Annotated in this window: 20 protein-coding genes and 1 pseudogene; 18 read left to right on the top strand and 3 right to left on the bottom strand. The window is 44.0% G+C overall.

Translation table 11 applies throughout. The features are described from left to right. Nucleotides 1–315: 315 nt before the first annotated feature. The 9 genes and pseudogenes from citZ (at nt 316) to coaE (ending at nt 11665) form a co-directional block, all read left to right on the top strand. Complete coding sequence (gene citZ, locus MHB62_RS14965) at nt 316–1434, top strand: citrate synthase (protein WP_004398810.1); 1119 nt, start codon at nt 316–318, stop codon at nt 1432–1434. A 164-nt stretch (nt 1435–1598) separates the two neighbouring features. Then, complete coding sequence (gene icd, locus MHB62_RS14960; RefSeq protein WP_014477637.1) at nt 1599–2870, top strand: NADP-dependent isocitrate dehydrogenase; 1272 nt, start codon at nt 1599–1601, stop codon at nt 2868–2870. 43 nt (nt 2871–2913) lie between these two features. After that, nucleotides 2914–3852 (top strand): malate dehydrogenase, encoded by a 939-nt coding sequence (gene mdh, locus MHB62_RS14955; protein WP_003237775.1) that lies wholly within the window; start codon nt 2914–2916, stop codon nt 3850–3852. Nucleotides 3853–4063: 211 nt separating this feature from the next. After that, nucleotides 4064–4786: a two-component system response regulator PhoP gene (gene phoP / locus MHB62_RS14950; RefSeq protein ID WP_014477634.1), complete on the top strand. Its 723-nt coding sequence runs from the start codon at nt 4064–4066 to the stop codon at nt 4784–4786. Then, nucleotides 4779–6518, top strand: coding sequence for a sensory box histidine kinase PhoR (gene phoR, locus MHB62_RS14945; protein ID WP_032722335.1), 1740 nt, complete (start codon nt 4779–4781; stop codon nt 6516–6518). Before phoP ends, phoR begins: the two co-directional genes overlap by 8 nt. A 243-nt stretch (nt 6519–6761) precedes the next feature. Then, the gene (gene polA / locus MHB62_RS14940; protein WP_032722334.1) at nt 6762–9404 is read left to right on the top strand and encodes a DNA polymerase I; all 2643 of its coding nucleotides are present in this window, start codon (nt 6762–6764) and stop codon (nt 9402–9404) included. Nucleotides 9405–9426: 22 nt separating this feature from the next. After that, on the top strand, nt 9427–10257 hold the full coding sequence (mutM, locus tag MHB62_RS14935) for a DNA-formamidopyrimidine glycosylase (protein ID WP_019712903.1): 831 nt from the start codon (nt 9427–9429) through the stop codon (nt 10255–10257). Nucleotides 10258–10405: 148 nt separating this feature from the next. After that, a pseudogene (gene ytaF, locus MHB62_RS14930) lies at nt 10406–11056 on the top strand (sporulation membrane protein YtaF); the annotation flags it as partial. 15 nt (nt 11057–11071) lie between these two features. After that, nucleotides 11072–11665 carry a dephospho-CoA kinase gene (gene coaE, locus MHB62_RS14925; RefSeq protein ID WP_004398928.1) on the top strand — a complete coding sequence of 198 codons (594 nt, stop codon included), beginning with the start codon at nt 11072–11074 and terminating at the stop codon, nt 11663–11665. Nucleotides 11666–11705: 40 nt separating this feature from the next. Here coaE and ytbE read toward each other — a convergent pair whose 3' ends face one another. Next, nucleotides 11706–12548 (bottom strand): aldo/keto reductase YtbE, encoded by an 843-nt coding sequence (gene ytbE / locus MHB62_RS14920; RefSeq protein WP_003229455.1) that lies wholly within the window; start codon nt 12546–12548, stop codon nt 11706–11708. 23 nt (nt 12549–12571) lie between these two features. Next, entirely contained in the window at nt 12572–13762 is a 1191-nt protein-coding gene (locus tag MHB62_RS14915; protein WP_032722333.1) for an MFS transporter, read from the bottom strand. Nucleotides 13763–13945: 183 nt separating this feature from the next. Between MHB62_RS14915 and MHB62_RS14910 the strand changes: the two genes are divergently transcribed. The 9 genes from MHB62_RS14910 to thrS all read left to right on the top strand — a co-directional run bounded on the left by MHB62_RS14910 (nt 13946) and on the right by thrS (nt 23326). After that, nucleotides 13946–14326 carry a winged helix-turn-helix transcriptional regulator gene (locus tag MHB62_RS14910; protein ID WP_003229458.1) on the top strand — a complete coding sequence of 127 codons (381 nt, stop codon included), beginning with the start codon at nt 13946–13948 and terminating at the stop codon, nt 14324–14326. A 205-nt stretch (nt 14327–14531) separates the two neighbouring features. Continuing rightward, entirely contained in the window at nt 14532–15554 is a 1023-nt protein-coding gene (locus MHB62_RS14905) for a glyceraldehyde-3-phosphate dehydrogenase (protein WP_003229459.1), read from the top strand. 238 nt (nt 15555–15792) lie between these two features. Beyond that, nucleotides 15793–16173 (top strand): adenosylmethionine decarboxylase, encoded by a 381-nt coding sequence (gene speD / locus MHB62_RS14900; RefSeq protein WP_003223584.1) that lies wholly within the window; start codon nt 15793–15795, stop codon nt 16171–16173. Nucleotides 16174–16446: 273 nt separating this feature from the next. Further along, the gene (gene nrdR, locus MHB62_RS14895) at nt 16447–16905 is read left to right on the top strand and encodes a transcriptional regulator NrdR (RefSeq protein WP_003223586.1); all 459 of its coding nucleotides are present in this window, start codon (nt 16447–16449) and stop codon (nt 16903–16905) included. A 114-nt stretch (nt 16906–17019) separates the two neighbouring features. Next, nucleotides 17020–18438, top strand: a complete 1419-nt coding sequence (gene dnaB / locus MHB62_RS14890; RefSeq protein WP_003229464.1) for a replication initiation membrane attachment protein DnaB — start codon at nt 17020–17022, stop codon at nt 18436–18438. 27 nt (nt 18439–18465) lie between these two features. Next, a complete protein-coding gene (gene dnaI, locus MHB62_RS14885) occupies nt 18466–19401 on the top strand; it encodes a primosomal protein DnaI (protein WP_003229466.1) in 936 nt (311 codons plus the stop codon). Between the two features lie 33 nt (nt 19402–19434). Continuing rightward, a complete protein-coding gene (locus MHB62_RS14880; protein ID WP_003229468.1) occupies nt 19435–20076 on the top strand; it encodes a TVP38/TMEM64 family protein in 642 nt (213 codons plus the stop codon). Between the two features lie 78 nt (nt 20077–20154). After that, the gene (ytxC, locus tag MHB62_RS14875; RefSeq protein ID WP_032722332.1) at nt 20155–21000 is read left to right on the top strand and encodes a putative sporulation protein YtxC; all 846 of its coding nucleotides are present in this window, start codon (nt 20155–20157) and stop codon (nt 20998–21000) included. Nucleotides 21001–21394: 394 nt separating this feature from the next. Continuing rightward, entirely contained in the window at nt 21395–23326 is a 1932-nt protein-coding gene (gene thrS / locus MHB62_RS14870; RefSeq protein WP_014480529.1) for a threonine--tRNA ligase, read from the top strand. A 39-nt stretch (nt 23327–23365) separates the two neighbouring features. Here thrS and MHB62_RS14865 read toward each other — a convergent pair whose 3' ends face one another. Next, on the bottom strand, nt 23366–24148 hold the full coding sequence (locus MHB62_RS14865) for an HAD family hydrolase (protein ID WP_032722331.1): 783 nt from the start codon (nt 24146–24148) through the stop codon (nt 23366–23368). Between the last annotated feature and the right edge of the window lie 145 nt (nt 24149–24293).

Below are 24293 nucleotides of genomic sequence, written 5' to 3'. Positions count from 1 at the left end.
CCGCTTTTTTTGTATGCAAAAACCCGCAAATAAAGGCGTTTTTTCGGGGAAATCACAGAATGAAAAAAAAAATTATAGGTAAACATTTAACAAATGTCTGATTATTGTTTATAATGAGAATAGGCTTAAACTTAAATAAGCTTATAAGAATTTGTTATGTTCTTTCATAAGCAAAGGGTTTTAGTTCCAGCAGCCAGTAAAATGTAAGCATTTTCTTTTTGGGGGAGAGAAATACTTGCATCGTGCTTTTTAAGTAAGCCTCATGTTTTTACAACACTCTTAAAGGGGAAATTTATTGAAAAGGAGATGTTATATATGACAGCGACACGCGGTCTTGAAGGGGTTGTAGCAACAACATCATCTGTTAGTTCTATTATTGATGATACCCTTACATATGTGGGGTATGATATCGATGATTTGACAGAGAATGCAAGTTTTGAAGAAATCATCTACTTGCTTTGGCATCTAAGGCTGCCAAACAAAAAAGAGCTTGAAGAGTTAAAGCAGCAGCTTGCAAAGGAAGCTGCCGTTCCGCAAGAAATTATTGAGCACTTCAAATCTTATTCCCTCGAAAATGTTCATCCCATGGCTGCTCTTCGGACAGCAATTTCATTACTAGGCCTGCTTGACAGCGAGGCTGATACCATGAACCCGGAAGCCAACTACAGAAAGGCGATCCGCCTTCAGGCAAAGGTGCCTGGCCTGGTTGCAGCGTTTTCCAGAATTCGCAAGGGTCTTGAGCCTGTTGAACCGAGAGAAGATTACGGTATTGCGGAGAATTTTCTTTACACATTAAACGGTGAAGAGCCTTCACCAATTGAAGTTGAAGCCTTCAACAAAGCATTGATTTTACATGCTGACCATGAGCTGAACGCGTCAACGTTCACAGCGAGGGTCTGCGTCGCAACACTTTCTGACATCTATTCAGGCATTACTGCAGCAATCGGCGCGCTGAAAGGGCCTCTTCACGGCGGAGCGAATGAAGGCGTTATGAAAATGCTGACAGAAATCGGTGAAGTGGAAAACGCTGAGCCGTACATCCGCGCTAAACTTGAAAAGAAAGAAAAAATCATGGGATTCGGCCACCGTGTGTATAAGCATGGTGATCCGCGCGCGAAGCATCTGAAAGAAATGAGCAAGCGCCTGACCAACCTGACAGGCGAAAGCAAATGGTATGAGATGTCGATTCGTATAGAAGACATCGTCACATCAGAGAAAAAGCTTCCGCCTAACGTTGATTTCTATTCGGCTTCTGTATATCACAGCCTCGGTATTGACCATGATTTGTTTACACCGATTTTTGCTGTAAGCAGAATGTCCGGCTGGCTCGCTCATATTCTTGAGCAGTATGACAACAACCGTCTGATCCGCCCGCGGGCAGATTACACAGGCCCTGACAAACAAAAATTCGTTCCGATTGAAGAAAGAGCCTAAAGAACCATTGGAGGCTGGCTTGCGTCAATGAGGTTAGCCTCTTGTTCAGAACATCAAAATTGGGTTACACTTTAAATTGAATGTTAGGAAAAATCATTTTATTTTCTATATGAGAAAAATAAAATGTTTTCTAAATATGAATTACATACTGGGAGGTTTTTATTGTGGCACAAGGTGAAAAAATTACAGTCTCTAACGGAGTATTAAACGTACCAAACAACCCGATTATCCCATTTATCGAAGGAGACGGAACCGGTCCTGATATTTGGAACGCGGCTTCGAAGGTTTTGGAAGCAGCAGTAGAAAAAGCATACAAAGGCGAAAAGAAAATTACATGGAAAGAAGTTTACGCCGGAGAAAAGGCTTATAATAAAACAGGTGAGTGGCTCCCTGCTGAAACATTAGATGTGATCCGCGAATATTTCATCGCGATTAAAGGCCCGTTAACGACACCTGTCGGCGGCGGTATCCGTTCTTTGAACGTAGCGCTCAGACAAGAGCTTGACCTATTCGTCTGCTTAAGACCTGTAAGATACTTTACTGGAGTGCCGTCACCGGTAAAACGCCCTGAAGATACTGATATGGTCATCTTCCGTGAAAATACAGAAGATATTTACGCAGGCATCGAGTATGCAAAAGGCTCTGAAGAAGTGCAAAAGCTTATCAGCTTCCTTCAAAATGAGTTAAACGTCAACAAAATCCGTTTCCCTGAGACATCAGGTATCGGCATTAAGCCTGTTTCAGAAGAAGGAACAAGCCGCCTGGTCAGAGCTGCCATTGATTATGCGATCGAGCATGGCCGTAAATCTGTAACACTTGTTCACAAAGGAAACATCATGAAGTTCACAGAAGGCGCCTTCAAAAACTGGGGCTATGAACTTGCTGAAAAAGAATACGGAGATAAAGTCTTCACATGGGCTCAATATGACCGCATTGCTGAAGAAGAAGGAAAAGACGCTGCCAACAAAGCGCAAAGCGAAGCGGAAGCAGCAGGAAAAATCATTATCAAAGACAGCATTGCTGACATTTTCCTTCAGCAGATCTTAACGCGTCCAAACGAGTTTGATGTCGTTGCGACAATGAACTTGAACGGAGATTACATTTCTGATGCTCTTGCTGCGCAAGTCGGCGGAATCGGCATTGCTCCTGGAGCGAACATCAACTACGAAACAGGACATGCGATTTTCGAGGCGACGCACGGAACGGCTCCTAAATATGCAGGCCTTGATAAAGTAAACCCATCTTCGGTTATTCTTTCAGGCGTTCTGCTTCTTGAGCATTTAGGATGGAACGAAGCGGCTGATTTGGTTATCAAATCTATGGAAAAAACAATCGCTTCTAAAGTCGTAACTTACGATTTTGCCAGATTAATGGACGGCGCGACTGAAGTGAAATGTTCAGAGTTCGGAGAAGAACTGATCAAAAACATGGACTAAGCAAGGAAAAAGCCTAAAACTAGCCATAAAGGAGAAGAGAGACATGGGAAATACTCGTAAAAAAGTTTCTGTTATCGGAGCAGGTTTTACCGGAGCTACAACTGCATTTTTAATTGCTCAAAAAGAGCTGGCAGACGTTGTTCTTGTTGATATTCCGCAATTGGAGAACCCGACAAAGGGAAAAGCGCTTGATATGCTTGAAGCAAGCCCGGTTCAAGGCTTTGACGCAAAAATTACGGGAACATCCAATTACGAAGATACAGCTGGCTCTGACATTGTTGTCATTACAGCCGGTATCGCAAGAAAACCTGGTATGAGCAGAGATGATCTGGTCTCTACAAACGAAAAGATTATGAGAAGCGTTACGCGGGAAATCGTGAAATATTCTCCTGACTCTATTATTGTGGTGCTGACAAATCCTGTTGATGCAATGACATACGCGGTGTACAAAGAATCAGGCTTCCCTAAAGAGCGTGTAATCGGCCAGTCCGGTGTGCTTGATACGGCAAGATTCAGAACATTTGTGGCAGAGGAATTAAACCTGTCAGTGAAAGATGTGACTGGTTTCGTACTCGGCGGACACGGTGACGATATGGTGCCGCTTGTGCGTTATTCTTATGCTGGCGGTATCCCGCTTGAAACTCTTATTCCGAAAGAACGGATTGACGCAATTGTGGAGCGCACTAGAAAAGGCGGAGGCGAAATCGTGAATCTTCTTGGAAACGGAAGCGCGTATTATGCGCCTGCGGCTTCTCTGACAGAAATGGTCGAAGCGATCTTGAAGGATCAGCGCCGCGTCCTTCCTACAATTGCTTATCTTGAAGGGGAATACGGCTATGAAGGCATCTACCTTGGTGTTCCTACAATTGTAGGCGGCAACGGTCTTGAGCAAATCATTGAACTTGAACTGACAGACTATGAAAGAGCGCAGCTGAATAAATCAGTTGAATCTGTCAAAAATGTCATGAAAGTATTATCCTAATAAAAAGAGAGAAAGGCTTGCTTAATACAGCCTTTCTCTTTTTACTATAAATGAAAGCGTTATCATAAACATCTATATTTCTTTTAAAAATGATGTAAAAGGCGAATTGTCGGAATGTCCTGCTTTCGCTAAAATAAAATCATGAAACATGTTAAGATGACATAAAATAGAGAAATAGGATGTCGGGGAATTATAATACTGGAGGCACAGCATGAACAAGAAAATTTTAGTTGTGGATGATGAAGAATCTATTGTTACTCTTTTACAGTACAATTTGGAACGGTCAGGCTATGATGTCATTACCGCCTCGGATGGGGAAGAAGCACTCAAAAAAGCGGAAACAGAGAAGCCTGATTTGATTGTGCTTGATGTGATGCTTCCAAAATTGGACGGAATCGAAGTATGCAAGCAGCTGAGACAGCAAAAACTGATGTTTCCCATTTTAATGCTGACAGCGAAGGATGAGGAATTCGACAAAGTATTAGGGCTTGAGCTCGGTGCTGATGATTATATGACCAAGCCGTTCAGTCCAAGGGAAGTAAATGCGAGAGTAAAAGCGATTTTAAGGCGTTCGGAAATGGCTGCGCCCTCTAGTGAGATGAAGAATGATGAAATGGAAGGCCAGATCGTAATTGGCGATCTGAAAATCCTGCCTGATCATTATGAAGCGTACTTTAAAGAAAGTCAGCTTGAACTGACACCGAAAGAATTCGAACTGCTGCTCTATTTAGGCAGACATAAAGGCAGAGTTCTGACAAGAGACCTGCTGCTGAGCGCAGTCTGGAATTATGATTTTGCCGGAGATACGAGAATTGTTGATGTGCACATCAGCCATCTTCGCGACAAAATTGAAAACAATACCAAAAAACCGATCTACATTAAAACGATTAGGGGATTGGGGTATAAACTGGAGGAGCCAAAAATGAATGAATAAATACCGTGTGCGCCTTTTTTCTGTATTCGTTGTCTGTATGATTCTGGTGTTTTGTGTCCTCGGGCTGTTTTTACAGCAGCTTTTTGAAACATCTGATCAAAGGAAAGCAGAGGAACACATTGAAAAAGAAGCAAAATACTTGGCTTCGCTTCTTGATGCCGGCAATCTAAATGATCAAGCAAATGAGAAAATCATTAAAGATGCAGGCGGCGCGCTTGATGTGAGCGCATCCGTTATCGATACAGACGGCAAGGTGCTGTATGGGTCAAACGGGAGATCGGCTGATTCCCAAAAGGTGCAGGCGCTTGTTTCTGGACATGAGGGTATTCTGTCAACAACAGATAACAAGCTTTCTTACGGACTTTCACTTAGAAGCGAAGGTGAAAAAACAGGATATGTGCTGCTTTCCGCCTCTGAAAAAAGCGACGGCTTAAAAGGCGAATTGTGGGGGATGCTGACGGCCAGTCTTTGTACCGCATTTATCGTCATTGTTTATTTTTATTCCAGCATGACCTCGCGTTATAAAAGGTCAATTGAGTCAGCGACAAATGTAGCCACAGAACTCTCTAAGGGCAACTACGATGCACGGACGTACGGCGGCTATATTAGGCGTTCTGATAAGCTAGGACATGCGATGAACAGCCTTGCCATTGATCTGATGGAAATGACGCGAACGCAGGAAATGCAGCGGGATCGGCTGCTGACAGTCATTGAAAACATTGGCTCCGGGCTGATTATGATCGACGGAAGAGGCTTTATTAATCTCGTAAACAGGTCTTACGCCAAGCAGTTTCATATCAATCCGAATCATATGCTGCGCCGTCTTTATCACGATGCATTTGAACATGAAGAAGTGATCCAGCTTGTCGAAGACATTTTTATGACGGAGACAAAGAAATGCAAGCTGTTAAGACTTCCGATCAAAATAGAACGGCGTTATTTTGAAGTGGACGGCGTTCCGATTATGGGTCCGGACGATGAATGGAAAGGAATTGTGCTCGTTTTCCATGACATGACGGAAACAAAGAAATTAGAGCAGATGAGGAAGGATTTTGTGGCCAATGTTTCTCATGAGCTGAAAACGCCGATTACATCCATAAAAGGGTTTACGGAGACGTTATTGGATGGGGCGATGGAGGACAAAGAGGCGCTTTCTGAATTTCTCTCTATTATTCTTAAGGAAAGCGAAAGGCTTCAGTCTTTGGTTCAGGATTTGCTCGATCTCTCAAAAATCGAGCAGCAAAATTTCACGCTCAGTATCGAAACGTTTGAGCCGGCCAAAATGCTTGGTGAGATTGAAACGCTTCTGAAGCATAAGGCGGATGAGAAAGGCATCTCCTTGCAACTGAATGTCCCGAAAGACCCTCAATATGTATCTGGTGACCCGTACAGGCTGAAACAGGTATTTCTTAATCTCGTAAACAATGCATTAACCTACACGCCTGAGGGGGGCTCCGTGGCTATCAATGTAAAGCCCAGAGAAAAAGATATTCAGATTGAGGTTGCCGATTCTGGAATCGGAATTCAGAAAGAAGAAATTCCGCGAATCTTTGAACGCTTTTACCGCGTAGATAAAGACAGAAGCAGGAATTCGGGAGGAACCGGGCTGGGCCTTGCGATTGTCAAGCATTTAATAGAGGCTCATGAAGGAAAAATTGATGTCACAAGCGAGCCTGGACGGGGAACTGTCTTTACCGTGACGCTGAAACGGGCCGCTGAAAAGTCCGCCTAATGTTTACAAAGGTTTAACAATATCTTCATGCACTGTTAAACCTATGCTGGTAGGATGTAGTAGAACCCCTTCATCCAAGGAGCCAATTTTGACGGCGGGAACCTATTTGTGTTCCCGTCCTTTTTTGTGTCTTCTCTTATAGTTCACGTATTTTCCTTTCAAATTGAACTTTGTTAAAATAAGAGGAGCTAATGACTATGTAAGAGATGAATGGAAGCCTGAGGCTTCTTAGGAGGAAATTGAATGACGGAACGAAAAAAATTAGTGCTTGTAGACGGAAACAGTCTGGCTTACCGGGCGTTTTTTGCATTGCCGCTGTTAAGCAATGATAAAGGTGTTCATACAAATGCTGTATACGGCTTTGCGATGATTTTGATGAAAATGCTTGAGGATGAAAAACCGACGCACATGCTGGTTGCGTTTGATGCCGGGAAAACAACATTTCGTCACGGCACATTTAAAGAATATAAAGGCGGCAGACAGAAAACCCCGCCTGAGCTTTCCGAACAAATGCCGTTTATCCGCGAGCTGCTGGATGCCTACCAGATCAGCCGCTATGAACTGGAACAATATGAAGCGGATGATATTATCGGCACACTGGCCAAATCGGCTGAAAAAGACGGATTTGAAGTTAAGGTTTTCTCAGGAGATAAGGATTTAACCCAGCTGGCAACGGACAAAACGACAGTTGCCATTACGAGAAAGGGAATTACCGATGTTGAATTTTACACACCGGAGCATGTCAAAGAGAAATACGGGCTTACGCCTGAACAAATCATTGACATGAAGGGTCTGATGGGCGATTCCTCAGATAATATTCCGGGTGTGCCCGGCGTCGGAGAAAAGACTGCGATTAAGCTTTTAAAACAATTTGATTCCGTTGAAAAGCTGCTGGAGTCCATTGACGAGGTGAGCGGAAAGAAATTGAAGGAAAAGCTTGAGGAGTTTAAGGATCAGGCATTGATGAGCAAGGAGCTTGCGACAATTATGACGGATGCTCCGATTGAGGTATCTGTTTCCGCCCTGGAATATCAAGGCTTTAATCGTGAACAGGTCATTGCCATCTTTAAAGATCTTGGCTTCAACACGCTTCTTGAACGGCTTGGAGAAGACAGTGCAGAAGCAGAACAGGATCAATCGTTGGAAGACATTAATGTCAAAACAGTCACAGACGTGACAAGCGATATATTGGTTTCTCCATCCGCATTTGTCGTTGAACAGATTGGCGATAATTATCATGAAGAGCCGATCCTCGGATTTTCGATCGTAAATGAAACGGGAGCTTATTTCATTCCGAAAGACATTGCCGTTGAGTCTGAGGTGTTTAAAGAATGGGTGGAAAATGACGAGCAGAAGAAATGGGTCTTCGACAGCAAGCGGGCCGTTGTCGCTTTGCGCTGGCAGGGCATTGAGCTGAAAGGAGCCGAGTTTGATACGCTCCTTGCGGCTTATATCATCAACCCGGGCAATTCATATGACGACGTTGCGAGTGTGGCTAAGGATTACGGCCTGCATATCGTTTCAAGTGATGAATCAGTTTATGGAAAAGGAGCAAAACGGGCAGTGCCGTCAGAAGACGTACTGTCTGAGCACCTTGGCCGAAAAGCGTTAGCGATTCAAAGCCTTCGGGAAAAGCTCGTTCAGGAGCTGGAAAACAACGACCAGCTTGAACTGTTTGAAGAGCTGGAAATGCCTCTTGCGCTTATTCTTGGCGAAATGGAATCAACTGGCGTCAAGGTCGATGTTGACCGTTTAAAACGGATGGGTGAAGAACTGGGTGCGAAGCTGAAGGAATATGAAGAAAAAATCCATGAGATTGCGGGAGAGCCGTTTAACATCAATTCTCCGAAACAGCTAGGCGTCATCTTATTTGAAAAGATCGGCCTTCCTGTCGTAAAGAAAACGAAAACAGGCTATTCTACGTCTGCCGATGTGCTTGAAAAGCTGGCTGACAAGCATGATATTGTCGACTATATTTTACAGTACAGACAAATTGGCAAGCTTCAATCAACATATATCGAAGGGCTTTTAAAGGTGACGAGACCGGATTCGCATAAAGTGCACACGCGATTTAACCAGGCCTTAACGCAAACTGGCCGTCTCAGCTCGACTGATCCGAACCTGCAAAACATTCCGATCAGGCTTGAGGAAGGGCGGAAAATTCGCCAAGCTTTTGTGCCGTCTGAAAAAGACTGGCTCATTTTTGCAGCCGATTATTCACAAATCGAGCTGCGGGTGCTTGCCCATATTTCAAAGGATGAAAATCTGATCGAAGCTTTTACAAATGATATGGATATTCACACGAAAACGGCAATGGATGTGTTCCATGTCACTAAGGATGAAGTGACATCTGCGATGAGACGCCAGGCGAAAGCGGTCAACTTTGGCATTGTTTACGGGATCAGCGATTACGGTCTGTCACAGAACCTCGGCATTACTCGGAAGGAAGCGGGAGCATTTATCGACCGCTATCTGGAAAGCTTCCAAGGCGTAAAAGCGTACATGGAAGATTCAGTACAGGAAGCGAAGCAAAAAGGATACGTAACAACGCTTATGCATCGCCGCCGCTACATCCCTGAGCTGACGAGCCGGAACTTTAATATCCGAAGTTTTGCGGAGCGGACGGCCATGAATACGCCGATTCAAGGAAGCGCCGCTGATATTATCAAAAAAGCCATGATTGACATGGCTGCCAAGCTGAAAGAAAAACAGTTGAAAGCAAGGCTTCTGCTTCAAGTACACGATGAATTGATTTTTGAGGCGCCAAAGGAAGAAATTGAAATTCTTGAAAAGCTTGTTCCTGAAGTGATGGAGCATGCGCTTGCATTAGATGTGCCGTTAAAGGTGGACTTTGCATCAGGCCCATCTTGGTACGATGCGAAATAAACAGAGATAGGAAGTGATGGATGTGCCGGAATTACCAGAGGTTGAGACGGTCCGGCGCACTCTGACCGGGCTTGTAAAGGGAAAAACAATCAAATCGGTAGAGATCAGATGGCCGAATATCATCAAACGGCCTGCCGAACCGGAGGAATTTGCGCGAAAACTAGCAGGAGAAACGATACAGTCCATCGGAAGACGGGGAAAGTTTTTACTGTTTCATTTAGATCATTATGTTATGGTTTCTCACCTTCGAATGGAAGGAAAATACGGTCTTCATCAAGCCGAGGAGCCTGATGATAAACACGTGCATGTCATATTCACGATGACGGATGGAACCCAGCTCCGGTACAGGGATGTGCGGAAATTTGGAACCATGCACTTATTTAAACCGGGAGAAGAAGCGGGCGAGCTCCCGCTTTCTCAGTTAGGTCCGGAGCCGGATGCAGAAGAATTTACGAGTGCGTATTTAAAAGAACGGCTTGCGAAAACAAACCGCGCTGTCAAAACTGCCCTACTGGATCAAAAAACGGTAGTTGGACTAGGAAACATTTATGTGGATGAGGCTCTTTTCAGAGCGGGTGTTCATCCCGAGATAAAAGCAAATCAATTATCAGATAAAACAATCAAAACCCTTCACGCTGAAATCAAAAACACTCTGCAGGAGGCGATTGATGCGGGCGGAAGCACAGTCCGTTCATATATCAACTCCCAAGGGGAAATCGGAATGTTCCAGCTGCAGCATTTTGTGTACGGAAAAAAAGACGAGCCATGCAAAAATTGCGGAACGATGATTTCGAAAATTGTCGTTGGAGGAAGAGGCACGCATTTTTGCGCAAAGTGCCAGAAAAAAAAGTAGCATAATGCTTCATCGTCCAAGCTGTCGGTGCATATATCAGTAACTCTGTAATGGAGGATGCCATTTTCGAAACACGGATTTTTCACTTTCCCATATATATGATTGTGATGAATCCCGGGCATTTCACATCTGATACAAGAGCACCAACAGAAAGGAAGAAACGGATATGCAAATGGTTTCTATACTGCTGCTGGCGTTGGCTGTCAGCTTGGACAGTTTTTCAGTCGGATTTACGTACGGATTGAGAAAAATGAAAATACCGTTTAAAGCGATTTTGGTTATCGCCTGCTGTTCCGGTGCTGTCATGTTTATATCCATGCTGATCGGAAGCTTTCTCACGAAGTTTTTTCCTGTATATGTGACGGAGAAGCTTGGCGGTTTGATATTGGTTGGAATCGGTGCGTGGGTTCTGTACCAATTCTTCAAACCGGCAAAAGATAAAGAATACCTATTGCATGAAAAAACGCTGCTTAATTTAGAGGTTCGGTCATTAGGGATTGTGATTCATATTTTGAGAAAACCCATGAGTGCGGATATCGACAAATCGGGTGTGATCAATGGAATTGAGGCGGTCTTATTGGGATTTGCCTTATCAATTGATGCCTTTGGAGCAGGCATAGGCGCAGCCATTCTCGGTTTTTCACCGATTGTGATGAGCATCGCCGTGGCAATCATGAGCTCGCTGTTTGTATCAATTGGAATCAATGCCGGCCATTTTCTGTCTAAGTGGAAATGGATCGATAAAATGGCGTTTTTGCCGGGGCTTCTGTTAATCACGATTGGGCTCTGGAAATTGTAAAAAGGAGTGGATCTCTTGACCTTAGTCATTGGTTTAACGGGAGGAATAGCTAGCGGCAAAAGCACGGTAGCCAATATGCTGATTGAAAAAGGAATAACAGTTATAGATGCAGATATCATTGCAAAACAAGCGGTAGAAAAAGGGATGCCGGCCTACCGGCAAATCATTGACGAATTCGGTGAAGACATACTGCTCTCAAATGGCGATATAGATAGAAAAAAGCTTGGAGCGCTGGTATTTACAAATGAACAAAAGCGTCTCGCTTTAAATGCAATTGTTCATCCCGCAGTCAGGCAGGAAATGCTCAATCGCCGTGATGAAGCCGTTGCAAATCGGGAGGCATTTGTTGTATTGGATATCCCGCTATTGTTCGAAAGCAAATTGGAATCATTGGTTGATAAAATTATTGTGGTCAGTGTGACAAAAGAGCTTCAACTGGAACGTCTGATGAAGCGCAATCAGCTGACGGAAGAAGAAGCAGTCAGCCGTATCCGCTCTCAAATGCCCTTAGAGGAAAAAACAGCAAGAGCAGATCAAGTCATTGATAACAGCGGCACGCTTGAAGAGACCAAAAGGCAGCTTGATGAAATCATGAACAGCTGGGCATAATCAAAAAACACCGTTCATATTGAACGGTGTTTTTTTGCCATTAAAAATCAAAGTTGTCCGGATCAGGACCGACGCGCAAGTTTTCATTCAGTGCATCGATTCGGTTCATGTCATCCTGCGTTAATTCAAAGTCAAATACGCTAGCATTTTCTTTAATGCGGTGTTCCTTCGTTGATTTAGGAATCGTTATAATGCCATGCTGCAGATCCCAGCGCAAGATAATTTGTGCGACAGATTTGTTATATGTTTGAGCGATGTCAGCCAATACAGGATGATCCAGCAGCTGCCCCTGCATTAAAGGTGACCAAGCCTCCATCTGGATGCCCTGATTTTGGCAGTATCTTATCAACTCTTTTTGTGTGAGGCGCGGGTGAAATTCCACTTGGTTAATCATAGGCTTAATTTCAGCTGCCGTCATCAGATCTTCAAGATGGTGAATTTGGAAGTTGCTTACGCCAATCGCTTTGATACGGCCTTCTTTATACAGCGTTTCAAGTGCTCTCCAAGCTTCTTTATACTTTCCTTCTACAGGCCAGTGGATGAGGTATAGATCCAAATAATCCAGACCGAGTTTGGATAGGCTTGTTTCAAACGCGGCGAGTGTTTCTTCGTAGCCTAAATCCGCATTCCATACTTTCGATGTGATAAACAGATCCTCTCTTGAAATGCCTGCTTCTTCAATGCCTTCCCGAATCCCTTCTCCAACGCCAGCTTCATTTCCATAAATAGCTGCGGTGTCAATACTGCGGTACCCGTGAACAATGGCAGTTTTAACTGCATTTACCAGTTCAGATCCTTCTTCCACTTGGAACACGCCGAGGCCGAACCAAGGCATTTCCACCCCATTATGAAGTGTTGCTTTTGCTTGTAAATGTGTTGTCATGTTCATTTCCTCCTTTAAAATTGTCAGGCTTCCTGCCGATCTCGTTTTTCCATTAAGCGGCTCCAGCCTGTTAAAATGACTGCACCGACCACCATTAATCCGCCTATCCAAGCGGTATGAATCAATCCGATTGAATCGGTGATCACACCGCCAAGGTATGACCCAAGCGCGATTCCTGCATTAAAGGCAGCGATATTCATTGCGGATGCGACGTCAACTGCACTCGGGACAAAACGCTCAGCCAGCATTACGACATACACCTGAAGGCCTGGCACGTTCATAAAGGCCAGCAATCCCATACAGAGAATGGTAATGAGCCCTGCTGCTTGATAGGGGGCTGTAAATGTCAGTACGAATAGAACGATTGCTTGTACGATAAACATATAGAATAAAGCGGCAATCGGATTTCGGTTTGACAGCTTTCCGCCAATCATATTGCCGATAGCAATAGCTATTCCGTATCCGAGCAGAATCACTGCAACAGTCCCGGCTTTGAAGCCTGTTACTTCCTGAAGCAGGGGAGACAGATACGTGAACACAACGAATGTTCCTCCATATCCAAGCGCTGTAATGACAAATAAAAGCAATAACCGGCTGTTTGTCACAAGCTTCAATTGATCCCGCATCGTTGTTTTCGTCCCTTTTCGTAATTTGGACGGTACAAGAATGCCATTTGTAATGAAAGCAATGATTCCGACGGCGATAATGACCATAAAGGCGAAACGCCAGCCGAACTGCTGGCCGATAAATGTCCCAAAAGGAACTCCGGTTACAGTTGCCACAGTGAGGCCGGTAAACATAATTGAAATCGCGCTAGCCCTTTTATCTTCCGGGACAATATCCGCTGCGATTGTCGAACCGATCGACATAAACACACCGTGCGAAAATGCCGATATCACACGTGCTGCTAGTAAAATCCCGATGCTTGAAGCGGTTGCTGCCATCGTATTACCGGCAATAAAAATAAACATGATCCAAAGCAATAGTGTCTTACGCGACATGCTTGAGGTCAATGAAGTTAATATAGGTGCCCCAAATGTAACGCCGAGCGCATAAAGGGAAACGGTTAATCCTGCTGTCGTGACTGGAATATGCAGGTCATCAGCAATGAGCGGCAAAAGGCCGACACTGATAAATTCAGTTGTCCCTATTGCGAATGCACTTACGGCCAAAGCCAGTAGTGCAGGAATATTGCTTTTATTGGCTGAAGTCATGATGTTCCTCCTTTGTAAGATGTGTTGTATGATTGAAATTCTGCCGAGTAAGCTATATAAATAAAAAAGAGCAGATTCAAATCAGCCGGCAAATGTGATTATGAAACATATCGTTAAGAAATAAAAGTACGTACTTTGAAGTGCTATAGTCACTTTTTGGTGCCTGTGAGGAGAATGGATTGTATGGAGAAGAAAAAATATAACATTTCTGTTGAAGCGACTCTTGAAGTGATCGGTGGGAAATGGAAATGCGTCATTTTATGCCATCTGACGCACGGAAAAAAACGCACAAGTGAATTAAAACGCCTAATGCCCAATATCACGCAAAAAATGCTGACTCAGCAGCTGCGCGAGCTGGAAGCGGACGGTGTCATTAACCGAATCGTATATAATCAAGTTCCTCCCAAAGTGGAATACGAGCTCAGCGAATACGGCCGCAGCTTAGAAGGGATTTTAGATATGCTGTGTGCTTGGGGAGCGAATCATATTAACAGAGTGTACGGGGATACATTTTCTGTGCTAGAAGAAAGTGTGCTCAATGATAAGTTAAAACAGGAATCATAAAGCATGAGGGCAGTCAGTGCGGAGCGCTGGCTGCTTTTTGGTTCTTACGCCTGATATTCTGTGCAAGAAAACATAAGATGCATCATAAATTAGCGTTATAATCGTTGATTTTTATCAATATGTACTGGCGAATTTGTTTTAATGTGTTATACTAATTTTAGATAGTAACAAATTAGGATGGCATAATTGATAAGGGGTGTCCAACATGAAGGTAAAAGTAGCGATCAACGGGTTTGGAAGAATCGGAAGAATGGTTTTTAGAAAAGCGATGTTAGACGATCAAATTCAAGTAGTGGCCATTAACGCCAGCTATTCCGCAGAAACGCTGGCTCATTTAATAAAGTATGACACAATTCACGGCAGATACGACAAAGAGGTTGTGGCTGGTGAAGATAGCCTGATCGTAAATGGAAAGAAAGTGCTTTTGTTAAACAGCCGTGATCCAAAACAGCTGCCTTGGCGGGAATATGATATTGACATAGTCGTCGAAGCAACAGGGAAGTTTAATGCTAAAGATAAAGCGATGGGCCATATAGAAGCAGGTGCAAAAAAAGTGATTTTGACCGCTCCGGGAAAAAATGAAGACGTTACCATTGTGATGGGCGTAAATGAGGACCAATTCGACGCTGAGCGCCATGTCATTATTTCAAATGCGTCATGCACGACAAATTGCCTTGCGCCTGTTGTAAAAGTGCTGGATGAAGAGTTTGGCATTGAGAGCGGTCTGATGACTACAGTTCATGCGTATACGAATGACCAAAAAAATATTGATAACCCGCACAAAGATTTGCGCCGGGCGCGGGCTTGCGGTGAATCCATCATTCCAACAACAACAGGAGCGGCAAAGGCGCTTTCGCTTGTGCTGCCGCATCTGAAAGGAAAACTTCACGGCCTCGCCTTGCGTGTCCCTGTTCCGAACGTCTCATTGGTTGATCTCGTTGTTGATCTGAAAACGGATGTTACGGCTGAAGAAGTAAACGAGGCATTTAAACGCGCTGCCAAAACGTCGATGTACGGTGTACTTGATTACTCAGATGAACCGCTCGTTTCGACTGATTATAATACGAATCCGCATTCAGCGGTCATTGACGGGCTTACAACAATGGTAATGGAAGACAGGAAAGTAAAGGTGCTGGCGTGGTATGACAACGAATGGGGCTACTCCTGCAGAGTTGTTGATCTAATCCGCCATGTAGCGGCACGAATGAAACATCCGTCTGCTGTATAAAATAAGGTCATGGACACATTTTAAAGAAAAAACCCTTAACAGCATATTTCTGAAAAAACGCACCTTGCAAATTAGACTTAAACACAGTATACTATTTTTCGTGAACTTCTTGCTTGAGACTGTTTCGGAATTACTTAAAGGGTTAGGACCTCTCCGGACTAACTTTCCCCCGTGGTAAATGGCCGACCCAGTTGTTGGAATTTCACTTTTTAATTCTTGTTAAGGGGGGTCCATGACTATGGAAACAATGGGGCGTCACGTTATCTCCGAGCTATGGGGATGCGATTTTGATAAGCTGAATGACATGGATTTTATTGAAAAAACGTTTGTAAATGCTGCTCTAAAATCAGGTGCTGAGGTGCGCGAGGTTGCATTTCACAAATTTGCACCGCAAGGCGTAAGCGGAGTTGTGATTATTTCTGAATCACACTTAACGATTCACAGTTTTCCTGAGCACGGATATGCGAGCATTGATGTTTATACTTGTGGAGACTTAGATCCTAATGTCGCTGCTGATTACATTGCAGAGGCATTACATGCTGATACAAGAGAAAACATTGAAATACCAAGAGGAATGGGGCCTGTGCAAATTAAACAGGCGCAAGCGAAAGTACTATAAAGTAAATTGCGAACACAAAGGGAGCTGAAGCTAGAAAGCCATTATGCGCTTTTTAGCTTATGCTCCTTTTATTTTTATAAAGAAACGAGAGTGTCAGCTTTTTCTTTTTTCATTTTTTTTGTAAAATAAGAAGGAGATTTTCACAAACCACCTAATGCTATAGAAACAAATTTAACAACGGCTCTCCCGACAGATGCTGTCACATCTATTTTTAAAAGGCGGAGGCTGCCGAAAATACATTGCAGGGAACGATATAGTTGGGAGCTGATTTTATTGAAATGTCCTTCATGCCAGCATAACGGAACACGAGTCCTTGATTCACGGCCTGTGGATGACGGAAAGTCGATTCGCCGAAGACGCGAGTGCGAATCCTGCCACTACCGGTTTACGACCTTTGAGAAAGTGGAGGAAACCCCGCTCATCGTTGTGAAAAAAGAAGGTGTGCGTGAGGAATTCAGCAGAGAAAAAATGCTGCGCGGCCTCATAAAAGCATGTGAAAAAAGGCCTGTTTCACTCAAAACGCTTGAAGACATGTGCTTTGATATTGAAAAAGAACTTCGCAATCAAGGCTGCTCCGAGGTGAAGAGTGAGCTCGTCGGAGAAATGGTCATGGACCGGCTGGCTAAGATTGACGAAGTCGCATATGTGCGGTTCGCGTCCGTCTATCGGCAGTTTAAAGATATAAACGTCTTTATCGATGAATTAAAAGACTTAATAAAGAAAGAGCGTTAAAAGAGCTAAGAGGATTCTTCTAGCTCTTTTCTCATGTGCAAAATTGGCATTTGATAGATATAAGAAACGGTGTAAAATGAAAGGTAGAAACAAATTCGGAAGGTTTGAGAATGTATGGCTGACTATTGGAAAGATGTACTGCCTGTAGACCCGTATGTGGTTAAAAGCAGATCGATGCTGCAGGATATTGACAGACAAATTATTACACAACTGTACCAGCCCTTAATCGGCCCTGTTGCATTCTCTCTTTATATGACATTGTGGGGAGAGCTTGAACAAAACCGTCTGTGGGGCGGAGAGTCCACACATAGACAGCTGATGGGGATGACACAGTCCAACTTAAAAACGATCCATCAGGAACAGGGGAAGCTCGAGGGCATCGGATTGCTGAAAGTATATATGAAAGAATCCGAGCGGCAGGAGCGCCTCTTTATATATGAACTCCTTCCGCCGCTCAGACCAAATGAATTTTTTGAAGACGGAATGCTGAATGTTTTTCTGTATAATAGGGTCGGAAAAACGAAATATCAGCAATTAAAACAATTTTTTACGCACCCGGCCATTTCAGAAGATGCGAAGGACATTACGCGTCCGTTTAATCATGCGTTTGAATCGCTGCAGCCGAGTGAATGGAAGCTCACATCCGATATGGAGGAAACGGTAAGGCTTGCCGAGGGGTCCGAGTATACTTCTGTCGGACAGTCTCCGTCCTACACCATAACGGAGGATGTGTTTGATTTTGATTTGTTTTTAGCGGGACTTTCTGAGACGATGATACCGAGAAAAGCGATGACCCAGCAGGTGCGGGACACAATCAAAAAGCTTTCTTATCTGTACGGAATTGACCCTTTGCAAATGCAAAATGTTGTGATGAGCGCAATTGATGAGCGTGACGTCATTACGACGGAGGCATTAAGAAAAGCGGCGAGCGACTGGTATCAAATTGAAAGAAACGGACAGCTGCCCGATTTGGTGGAAAAAACACAGCCGGTGCATCTGCGTGAAGGCGAACAACCGGCAGAAGAGGATTCTCTGGATGGGAAGCTGATTGCATTGCTGGAGGCGATTTCCCCGAAGAAGCTTCTGCAGGACATTGCTGACGGAACAGAGCCGTCAAAAGCTGATCTGAAGATCATAGAAGAAATTATGTTCGAACAGAAGCTCGAGCCAGGCGTCACAAATGTGTTAATTTATTATGTCATGCTGAAAACCGACATGAAGCTGTCGAAAAACTATATCCAAAAAATCGCTTCGCATTGGGCACGCAAAAAGGTGAAAACGGTCAGGGAAGCGATGAAGCTCGCAATAGAAGAAAACCGCCAGTATCTTGAATGGGCTGAGGGAAAAACAAAGTCTTCGAAACGAAACCAAAAAGTGATTCGTGAAGAAAAGCTTCCTGATTGGATGACAGAAAAGGAAACAGCGTCCGATTCAGAATCCGGACAGCAGAAGCTGCATCCGCAGGATTTGGAAGAACAGAAGAAAAAGATGATGGAAGAAATGCAAAAACTGAAAAAATACTCTGCCTATTAAAGACAGAGATGCGGGGTGAAGGAATAGATGGAACCAATCGGCCGTTCCCTGCAGGGCGTAACCGGCAGGCCGGATTTCCAAAAACGTCTTGAACAAATGAAGGAAAAAGTCATGAAAGATCAAGATGTTCAAGCATTTTTGAAGGAAAACGAAGAAGTGATTGACCAAAAAATGATCGAAAAGAGCTTAAATAAGCTTTATGAATATATCGAACAAAGCAAGAATTGCTCCTATTGTTCGGAAGATGAAAACTGCAACAATTTGTTGGAGGGCTACCATCCGAAGCTTGTTGTCAATGGGAGGTCTATTGATATCGAGTATTACGAATGTCCAGTCAAACGGAAGCTCGACCAGCAGAAGAAACAACAGTCTCTTATGAAAAGCATGTATATCCAGCAGGATCTTCTTGGAGCGACGTTCCAGCAAGTTGATATCAGTGACCCAAGCAGACTCGCGATGTTTCAGCATGTTACAGACTTCCTGAAAAGCTATAATGAGACGGGAAAAGGGAAAGGATTATATTTATACGGGAAATTTGGGGTAGGAAAAACGTTTATGCTCGCTGCAATTGCCAATGAGCTGGCGGAAAAAGAGTATTCCTCCATGATTGTTTATGTGCCTGAATTTGTGAGAGAGCTTAAGAATTCGCTGCAAGACCAGACATTGGAAGAGAAGCTCAATATGGTAAAGACCACACCCGTATTAATGCTTGATGACATCGGAGCAGAATCAATGACAAGCTGGGTAAGGGATGAGGTCATCGGAACGGTGCTTCAGCACAGAATGTCCCAGCAGCTGCCAACGTTCTTTTCTTCTAATTTCTCACCTGACGAGCTGAAGCATCATTTTACGTATTCGCAGAGGGGAGAAAAAGAAGAAGTAAAAGCTGCAAGATTAATGGAGCGGATATTATATTTGGCTGCTCCGATCCGCCTTGACGGAGAAAACCGCCGACATCCATAATTGCTGTGGTTCAAAGGGGAAGGAACTGAGGGTATGAAACGAAAAACGGCTGTCAAATGGCTGGCAGTGCTTGCAGGTGCTGGTTTACTCTATTGGGGAAATAAAACGTATTTGAATGTATCGCCGAAAGAAATCAGGGTATGGGTATTGTCGTTCGGAGTCTTTGCACCTCTGATGTTTATCGGGATATCCATCGTCAGGCCACTTGTTTTATTTCCGGTGTCTGTTATTTCAATAGCTGGCGGACTTGCGTTTGGCCCGCTTCTCGGCACGCTTTATACGTTATTCGGTTCGATGTGCGCTTCAGCTGTTTCGTTTTTTGCGGCCGGTTTGTTTTCGGCGAAAAAGAACGGGCATTACGAAAGGCTTGAAGCCATACAGAAGCAAATGGAGGATAACGGATTTTTCTATATCTTTCTTTTGAGAATCCTGCCGATCAATTTTGATTTCGTCAGCTATGCGGCAGGCCTTTCCAATGTCAAAGCGCTGCCGTATTTTGCCGCAACGGCTGTGGGAATCATCCCTGGGACGATTGCGCTTAATGTGCTGGGTGCGAGCTTTTTGGCTGGCAATCTGCCCGCTTTCTTTATGGTGCTCGCTTTGTATATCGTGTTTATCTCACTGCCGTTCATCTTCAGAAAGAAAATGCAAAACTTGTTCCAAGAATCAAATTAAGATTTGCCAGTGACCTTTACGTCTATTTTAAAAACATCCCCCATATACTTGTAACAGATGCCGTAAGGGGGGACAAACATGCTTGAAATAATCTTTGAAGATGACCATGATGCAGCCGCTTTTTTACATCTCATTCAGCATTCGGACGATCGGAACAATATCATTGTCCGTGAAGGCATACGAAAAATCGGGATTGAAAAAGCGAATCCGGATTTTCCTATTCAGCGTTTTATGGAGCCGATTCTGGTCAAATTTTTTTTGGAATGCAAAGAAGACGAGCATATGCTGTCATTGATTGAGGAAACGTATTGTTTCACGGACCAGGATGAACAGCAGCAAATCCTTCAGCTCGCACACAGTATTATTGAAGGTGAAGCAGACGATCTTCCGTTTGAGCCGCTGAAGCTTTCACGGAAACAATCTATTTTGGATGAACTCCAAACGATCTGTTTAGAGGAAGGAGTATTTTACATTCGCTCCTTTCAGACCTTCCGACTTGGATCATACTATAAGCAGCTGAGAGATATTACAGAAGCAGCGATTGATGAATATAAGATGGAACAGGAATATCAAAACTTTATTCAAACACTCAGAGACTATGTAAACGCCAAACAGCCGCGAATCAAAAAAGTGCATATTGTCCATGATGGTTCCTTTACATTATGGGAGCTGCGCTATGTGCCGGAACGGGAAAAAATGAAATACATAGACAGAAGATTTGTCCGGGATCATCCTATGTATATTGATTCTCATTTGCTCGCGCCGCTGATTTCCATTGCGCCTGATGAAGTCGTGCTTTATACCGACCAGCCCGAGCACATGATGGCAAGGACCATTCAAAACGTATTTCAAGAGAGAGTGGAAATGCTCCCGCTGCATGCTTTTACAGATGCAGAAATACCGGTGAAGCACTCGGAAGGATGAGGGCCGGCAGCCTGTCTATATAAGGCTGTCGGTTTAAAAAAAGGAAACGCGATCGTGTTGATTTTTTGGATTGAACAATTTATAATACATAGGAGATTAAGAAAGACACACGTATTGATAAGGACACGAAGGAATGATACCGGCTCAAAGAGAGGGAAGCCCTGGCTGCAAGCTTCCCAGCTAAGGACCATTCGCTTTACCGCCTTTGAACTTCAGCTGTGAACCTCTTGAAAAGGAACAGTAATGGCTGACGGGAACTCCCGTTACAGAGCTTAGAGCCGCAGGTGCCGTATTGGCTTTGCGGAAAAAAGGGTGGAACCACGATTCCGTTTATTCAACCTCGTCCCTTTCATAGGGGGCGGGGTTTTTATATGCAAAAAAAGGAGTGACAAAGATGTCAGATATGGTAAAAATCACATTTCCTGATGGAGCAGTCAAGGAGTTTGCGAAAGGAACAACAACAGAAGATATCGCGGCATCCATCAGTCCGGGATTAAAGAAAAAATCATTAGCCGGAAAACTGAACGGAAAAGAAATCGATTTGAGAACGCCGATCAATGAAGACGGTACAGTGGAAATCATTACAGAAGGCTCAGAAGAAGGTCTTCAAATTATGCGCCACAGTACGGCTCACTTGCTGGCTCAAGCGATTAAACGCATCTACAAGGATGTTAAATTCGGCGTCGGTCCGGTTATCGAAAACGGGTTTTACTACGATGTAGAAATGGACGAAGCGATTACACCGGAGGATCTGCCGAAAATCGAGAAAGAAATGAAAAAAATCGTTAATGCGAACCTTCCGATCGTTCGAAAAGAAGTCAGCCGTGAAGAAGCGAAAGCCCGTTTTGCGGAAATCGGCGACGATCTGAAGCTTGAACTATTGGATGCGATTCCTGAAGGAGAAACCGTTTCGATCTATGAGCAAGGCGAATTCTTTGACCTGTGCCGCGGCGTCCATGTTCCTTCAACCGGAAAAATCAAAGAATTTAAGCTGTTAAGCCTTGCAGGCGCATACTGGCGCGGCGACAGCAAAAACCAAATGCTTCAGCGCGTATATGGTACAGCTTTCTTCAAAAAAGCTGATCTTGAAGAGCATCTTCGTATGCTAGAAGAAGCGAAAGAACGCGACCACAGAAAGCTCGGCAAAGAATTAAAGCTGTTTGCAAACTCTCAAAAAGTCGGACAAGGCCTGCCGCTTTGGCTGCCAAAAGGCGCGACAATCCGCCGCGTCATCGAGCGTTACATTGTCGATAAAGAAATCAGCCTCGGCTATGAGCACGTATACACACCTGTGCTTGGCAGCAAAGAGCTGTATGAAACATCAGGGCATTGGGACCATTATCAGGAAGGCATGTTCCCTCCGATGGAAATGGACAATGAAACACTTGTATTGCGTCCGATGAACTGTCCGCACCATATGATGATTTACAAACAAGACATTCACAGTTACCGCGAGCTTCCGATTCGTATTGCGGAGCTTGGAACGATGCACCGCTATGAAATGTCAGGTGCGCTGTCAGGGCTTCAACGCGTACGTGGGATGACGTTAAATGATGCACACATCTTTGTGCGCCCGGATCAAATTAAGGATGAGTTTATCCGCACAGTCCGTTTAATCCAGGATGTATATGAAGACTTCGGTTTAAGTGATTACACATTCCGTCTGTCTTACCGCGATCCGGAAGATACAGAGAAATATTTTGATGACGATGAAATGTGGAACAAAGCGCAATCCATGCTGAAAGAGGCAATGGACGAAATCGGCCACGACTATTACGAAGCAGAAGGTGAAGCGGCATTCTACGGCCCTAAACTTGATGTTCAGGTGAAAACTGCGATCGGAAAAGAAGAAACACTGTCTACGGTACAGCTTGATTTCTTATTGCCGGAACGTTTCGACCTGACATACATCGGTGAGGACGGCAAGCAGCACCGTCCGGTTGTCATTCACAGAGGTGTCGTTTCAACAATGGAACGCTTTGTTGCCTTCTTAATCGAAGAACACAAAGGCGCCCTGCCGACATGGCTTGCACCGGTTCAGTTCCAAGTCATCCCGGTTTCTCCGGCTGTGCATTTAGACTACGCGAAAAAAGTGCAGGAACGCCTGCAGCGTGAAGGCCTGCGTGTTGAAGTCGACAGCCGCGATGAAAAAATCGGCTACAAAATCCGTGAAGCGCAAATGCAAAAAATCCCGTACATGCTGGTGGTCGGTGACCAAGAAGCAGAAAACGGAGCGGTAAACGTGCGTAAATACGGAGAACAGAACTCTGAAACGATTTCTCTTGATGAGTTTGTGAAAAAGGCAGTAGCTGAAGCGAAAAAATAAAATAAAAAAGCATGATCTCATTGAAGAGATCATGCTTTTTTATTTCTCTAATATAGGAAACAAATCATGAAGGCTGCTGATGATGTAATCAGGCGTTACGTCAGTTTCGTTTTTCTTATCCGTCCGGTTGATCCAAACGGTTTTGATTCCGGCTCTTGAAGCGCCTAAAATATCAGTATTCAAATTATCGCCGACCATGATGGCATCGTCTTTTTCAATATTCATCAGCTTAAGGCAGTGTTCAAAAATTGTAACATCCGGTTTGCCCTTGCCGAATGCGCCCGAGATGACGATTTCATTGAAGTAAGGAGCGAGCTCAGGTACGCCGGCAAGCTTCTCCTTTTGCAGACTCGGATCGCCATTTGTCAAAAGCAATAATTCATACTTGCCTTTTAATTGATCGAGTACAGCAAATGTTTCATCATATACAAACGGGCGTTTTCTGCGCTCTGCCGCAAAAAACTCTCCCAAGTATTCGCCATATGCAGGATCATCGATCCCAAGCGCTTTCAGTCCGTTTGTCCATGCATTTCTTCTGTACTCCGGCACAATCTTGTTCAGCTTTTGAAAGCCTTCACTGATTGGCTCTGAGAAATTGGACCACAGTCCTTCAAACGGGTTAATGCCGATCATCACTGTATATGGATACGTCTCATATGACATGTACAATTCTCTCGCTGCTTCGCGAACAGCTGCTTCGAATTCCTCAGGGGCAAGGCCATATTTTTTCTCCGCTTTTAAGCAAGTTTCTGCAAATGTTGTTCTGACGCTTTTTTCGTCCCAAAGTAGTGTATCATCTAAATCAAAAAATACGGCTTTCATGATCTTCTCCTCTGCTTCAGATTCAAATCTTTCTGCCAAAAGGCTCATGTTTTATTTTACAATAGATAAAAGCCTTGTGAAATATGTTTTCAGACGATTTTAAAAAAACAGTCAGCCGTAAAACGAAAACATGCTAGAATGAAAA

Source organism: Bacillus sp. FSL K6-0255 (genome assembly GCF_045040725.1).
Classification (GTDB): domain Bacteria; phylum Bacillota; class Bacilli; order Bacillales; family Bacillaceae; genus Bacillus; species Bacillus subtilis.
Note: the sequence above shows the minus strand (reverse complement) of the source record. Positions and strands in the feature narration are given on the sequence as shown.

Coding starts and splice junctions, on each gene's coding strand:
- citZ (WP_004398810.1), top strand. CDS start 316: ATGACAGCGACACGCGGTCTTGAAGGGGTTGTAGCAACAACATCATCT.
- mdh (WP_003237775.1), top strand. CDS start 2,914: ATGGGAAATACTCGTAAAAAAGTTTCTGTTATCGGAGCAGGTTTTACC.
- phoP (WP_014477634.1), top strand. CDS start 4,064: ATGAACAAGAAAATTTTAGTTGTGGATGATGAAGAATCTATTGTTACT.
- phoR (WP_032722335.1), top strand. CDS start 4,779: ATGAATAAATACCGTGTGCGCCTTTTTTCTGTATTCGTTGTCTGTATG.
- polA (WP_032722334.1), top strand. CDS start 6,762: ATGACGGAACGAAAAAAATTAGTGCTTGTAGACGGAAACAGTCTGGCT.
- ytbE (WP_003229455.1), bottom strand. CDS start 12,548: ATGACAACACATTTACAAGCAAAAGCAACACTTCATAATGGGGTGGAA.
- MHB62_RS14915 (WP_032722333.1), bottom strand. CDS start 13,762: ATGACTTCAGCCAATAAAAGCAATATTCCTGCACTACTGGCTTTGGCC.
- MHB62_RS14910 (WP_003229458.1), top strand. CDS start 13,946: ATGGAGAAGAAAAAATATAACATTTCTGTTGAAGCGACTCTTGAAGTG.
- MHB62_RS14905 (WP_003229459.1), top strand. CDS start 14,532: ATGAAGGTAAAAGTAGCGATCAACGGGTTTGGAAGAATCGGAAGAATG.
- speD (WP_003223584.1), top strand. CDS start 15,793: ATGGAAACAATGGGGCGTCACGTTATCTCCGAGCTATGGGGATGCGAT.
- dnaB (WP_003229464.1), top strand. CDS start 17,020: ATGGCTGACTATTGGAAAGATGTACTGCCTGTAGACCCGTATGTGGTT.
- dnaI (WP_003229466.1), top strand. CDS start 18,466: ATGGAACCAATCGGCCGTTCCCTGCAGGGCGTAACCGGCAGGCCGGAT.
- MHB62_RS14880 (WP_003229468.1), top strand. CDS start 19,435: ATGAAACGAAAAACGGCTGTCAAATGGCTGGCAGTGCTTGCAGGTGCT.
- ytxC (WP_032722332.1), top strand. CDS start 20,155: ATGCTTGAAATAATCTTTGAAGATGACCATGATGCAGCCGCTTTTTTA.
- thrS (WP_014480529.1), top strand. CDS start 21,395: ATGTCAGATATGGTAAAAATCACATTTCCTGATGGAGCAGTCAAGGAG.
- MHB62_RS14865 (WP_032722331.1), bottom strand. CDS start 24,148: ATGAAAGCCGTATTTTTTGATTTAGATGATACACTACTTTGGGACGAA.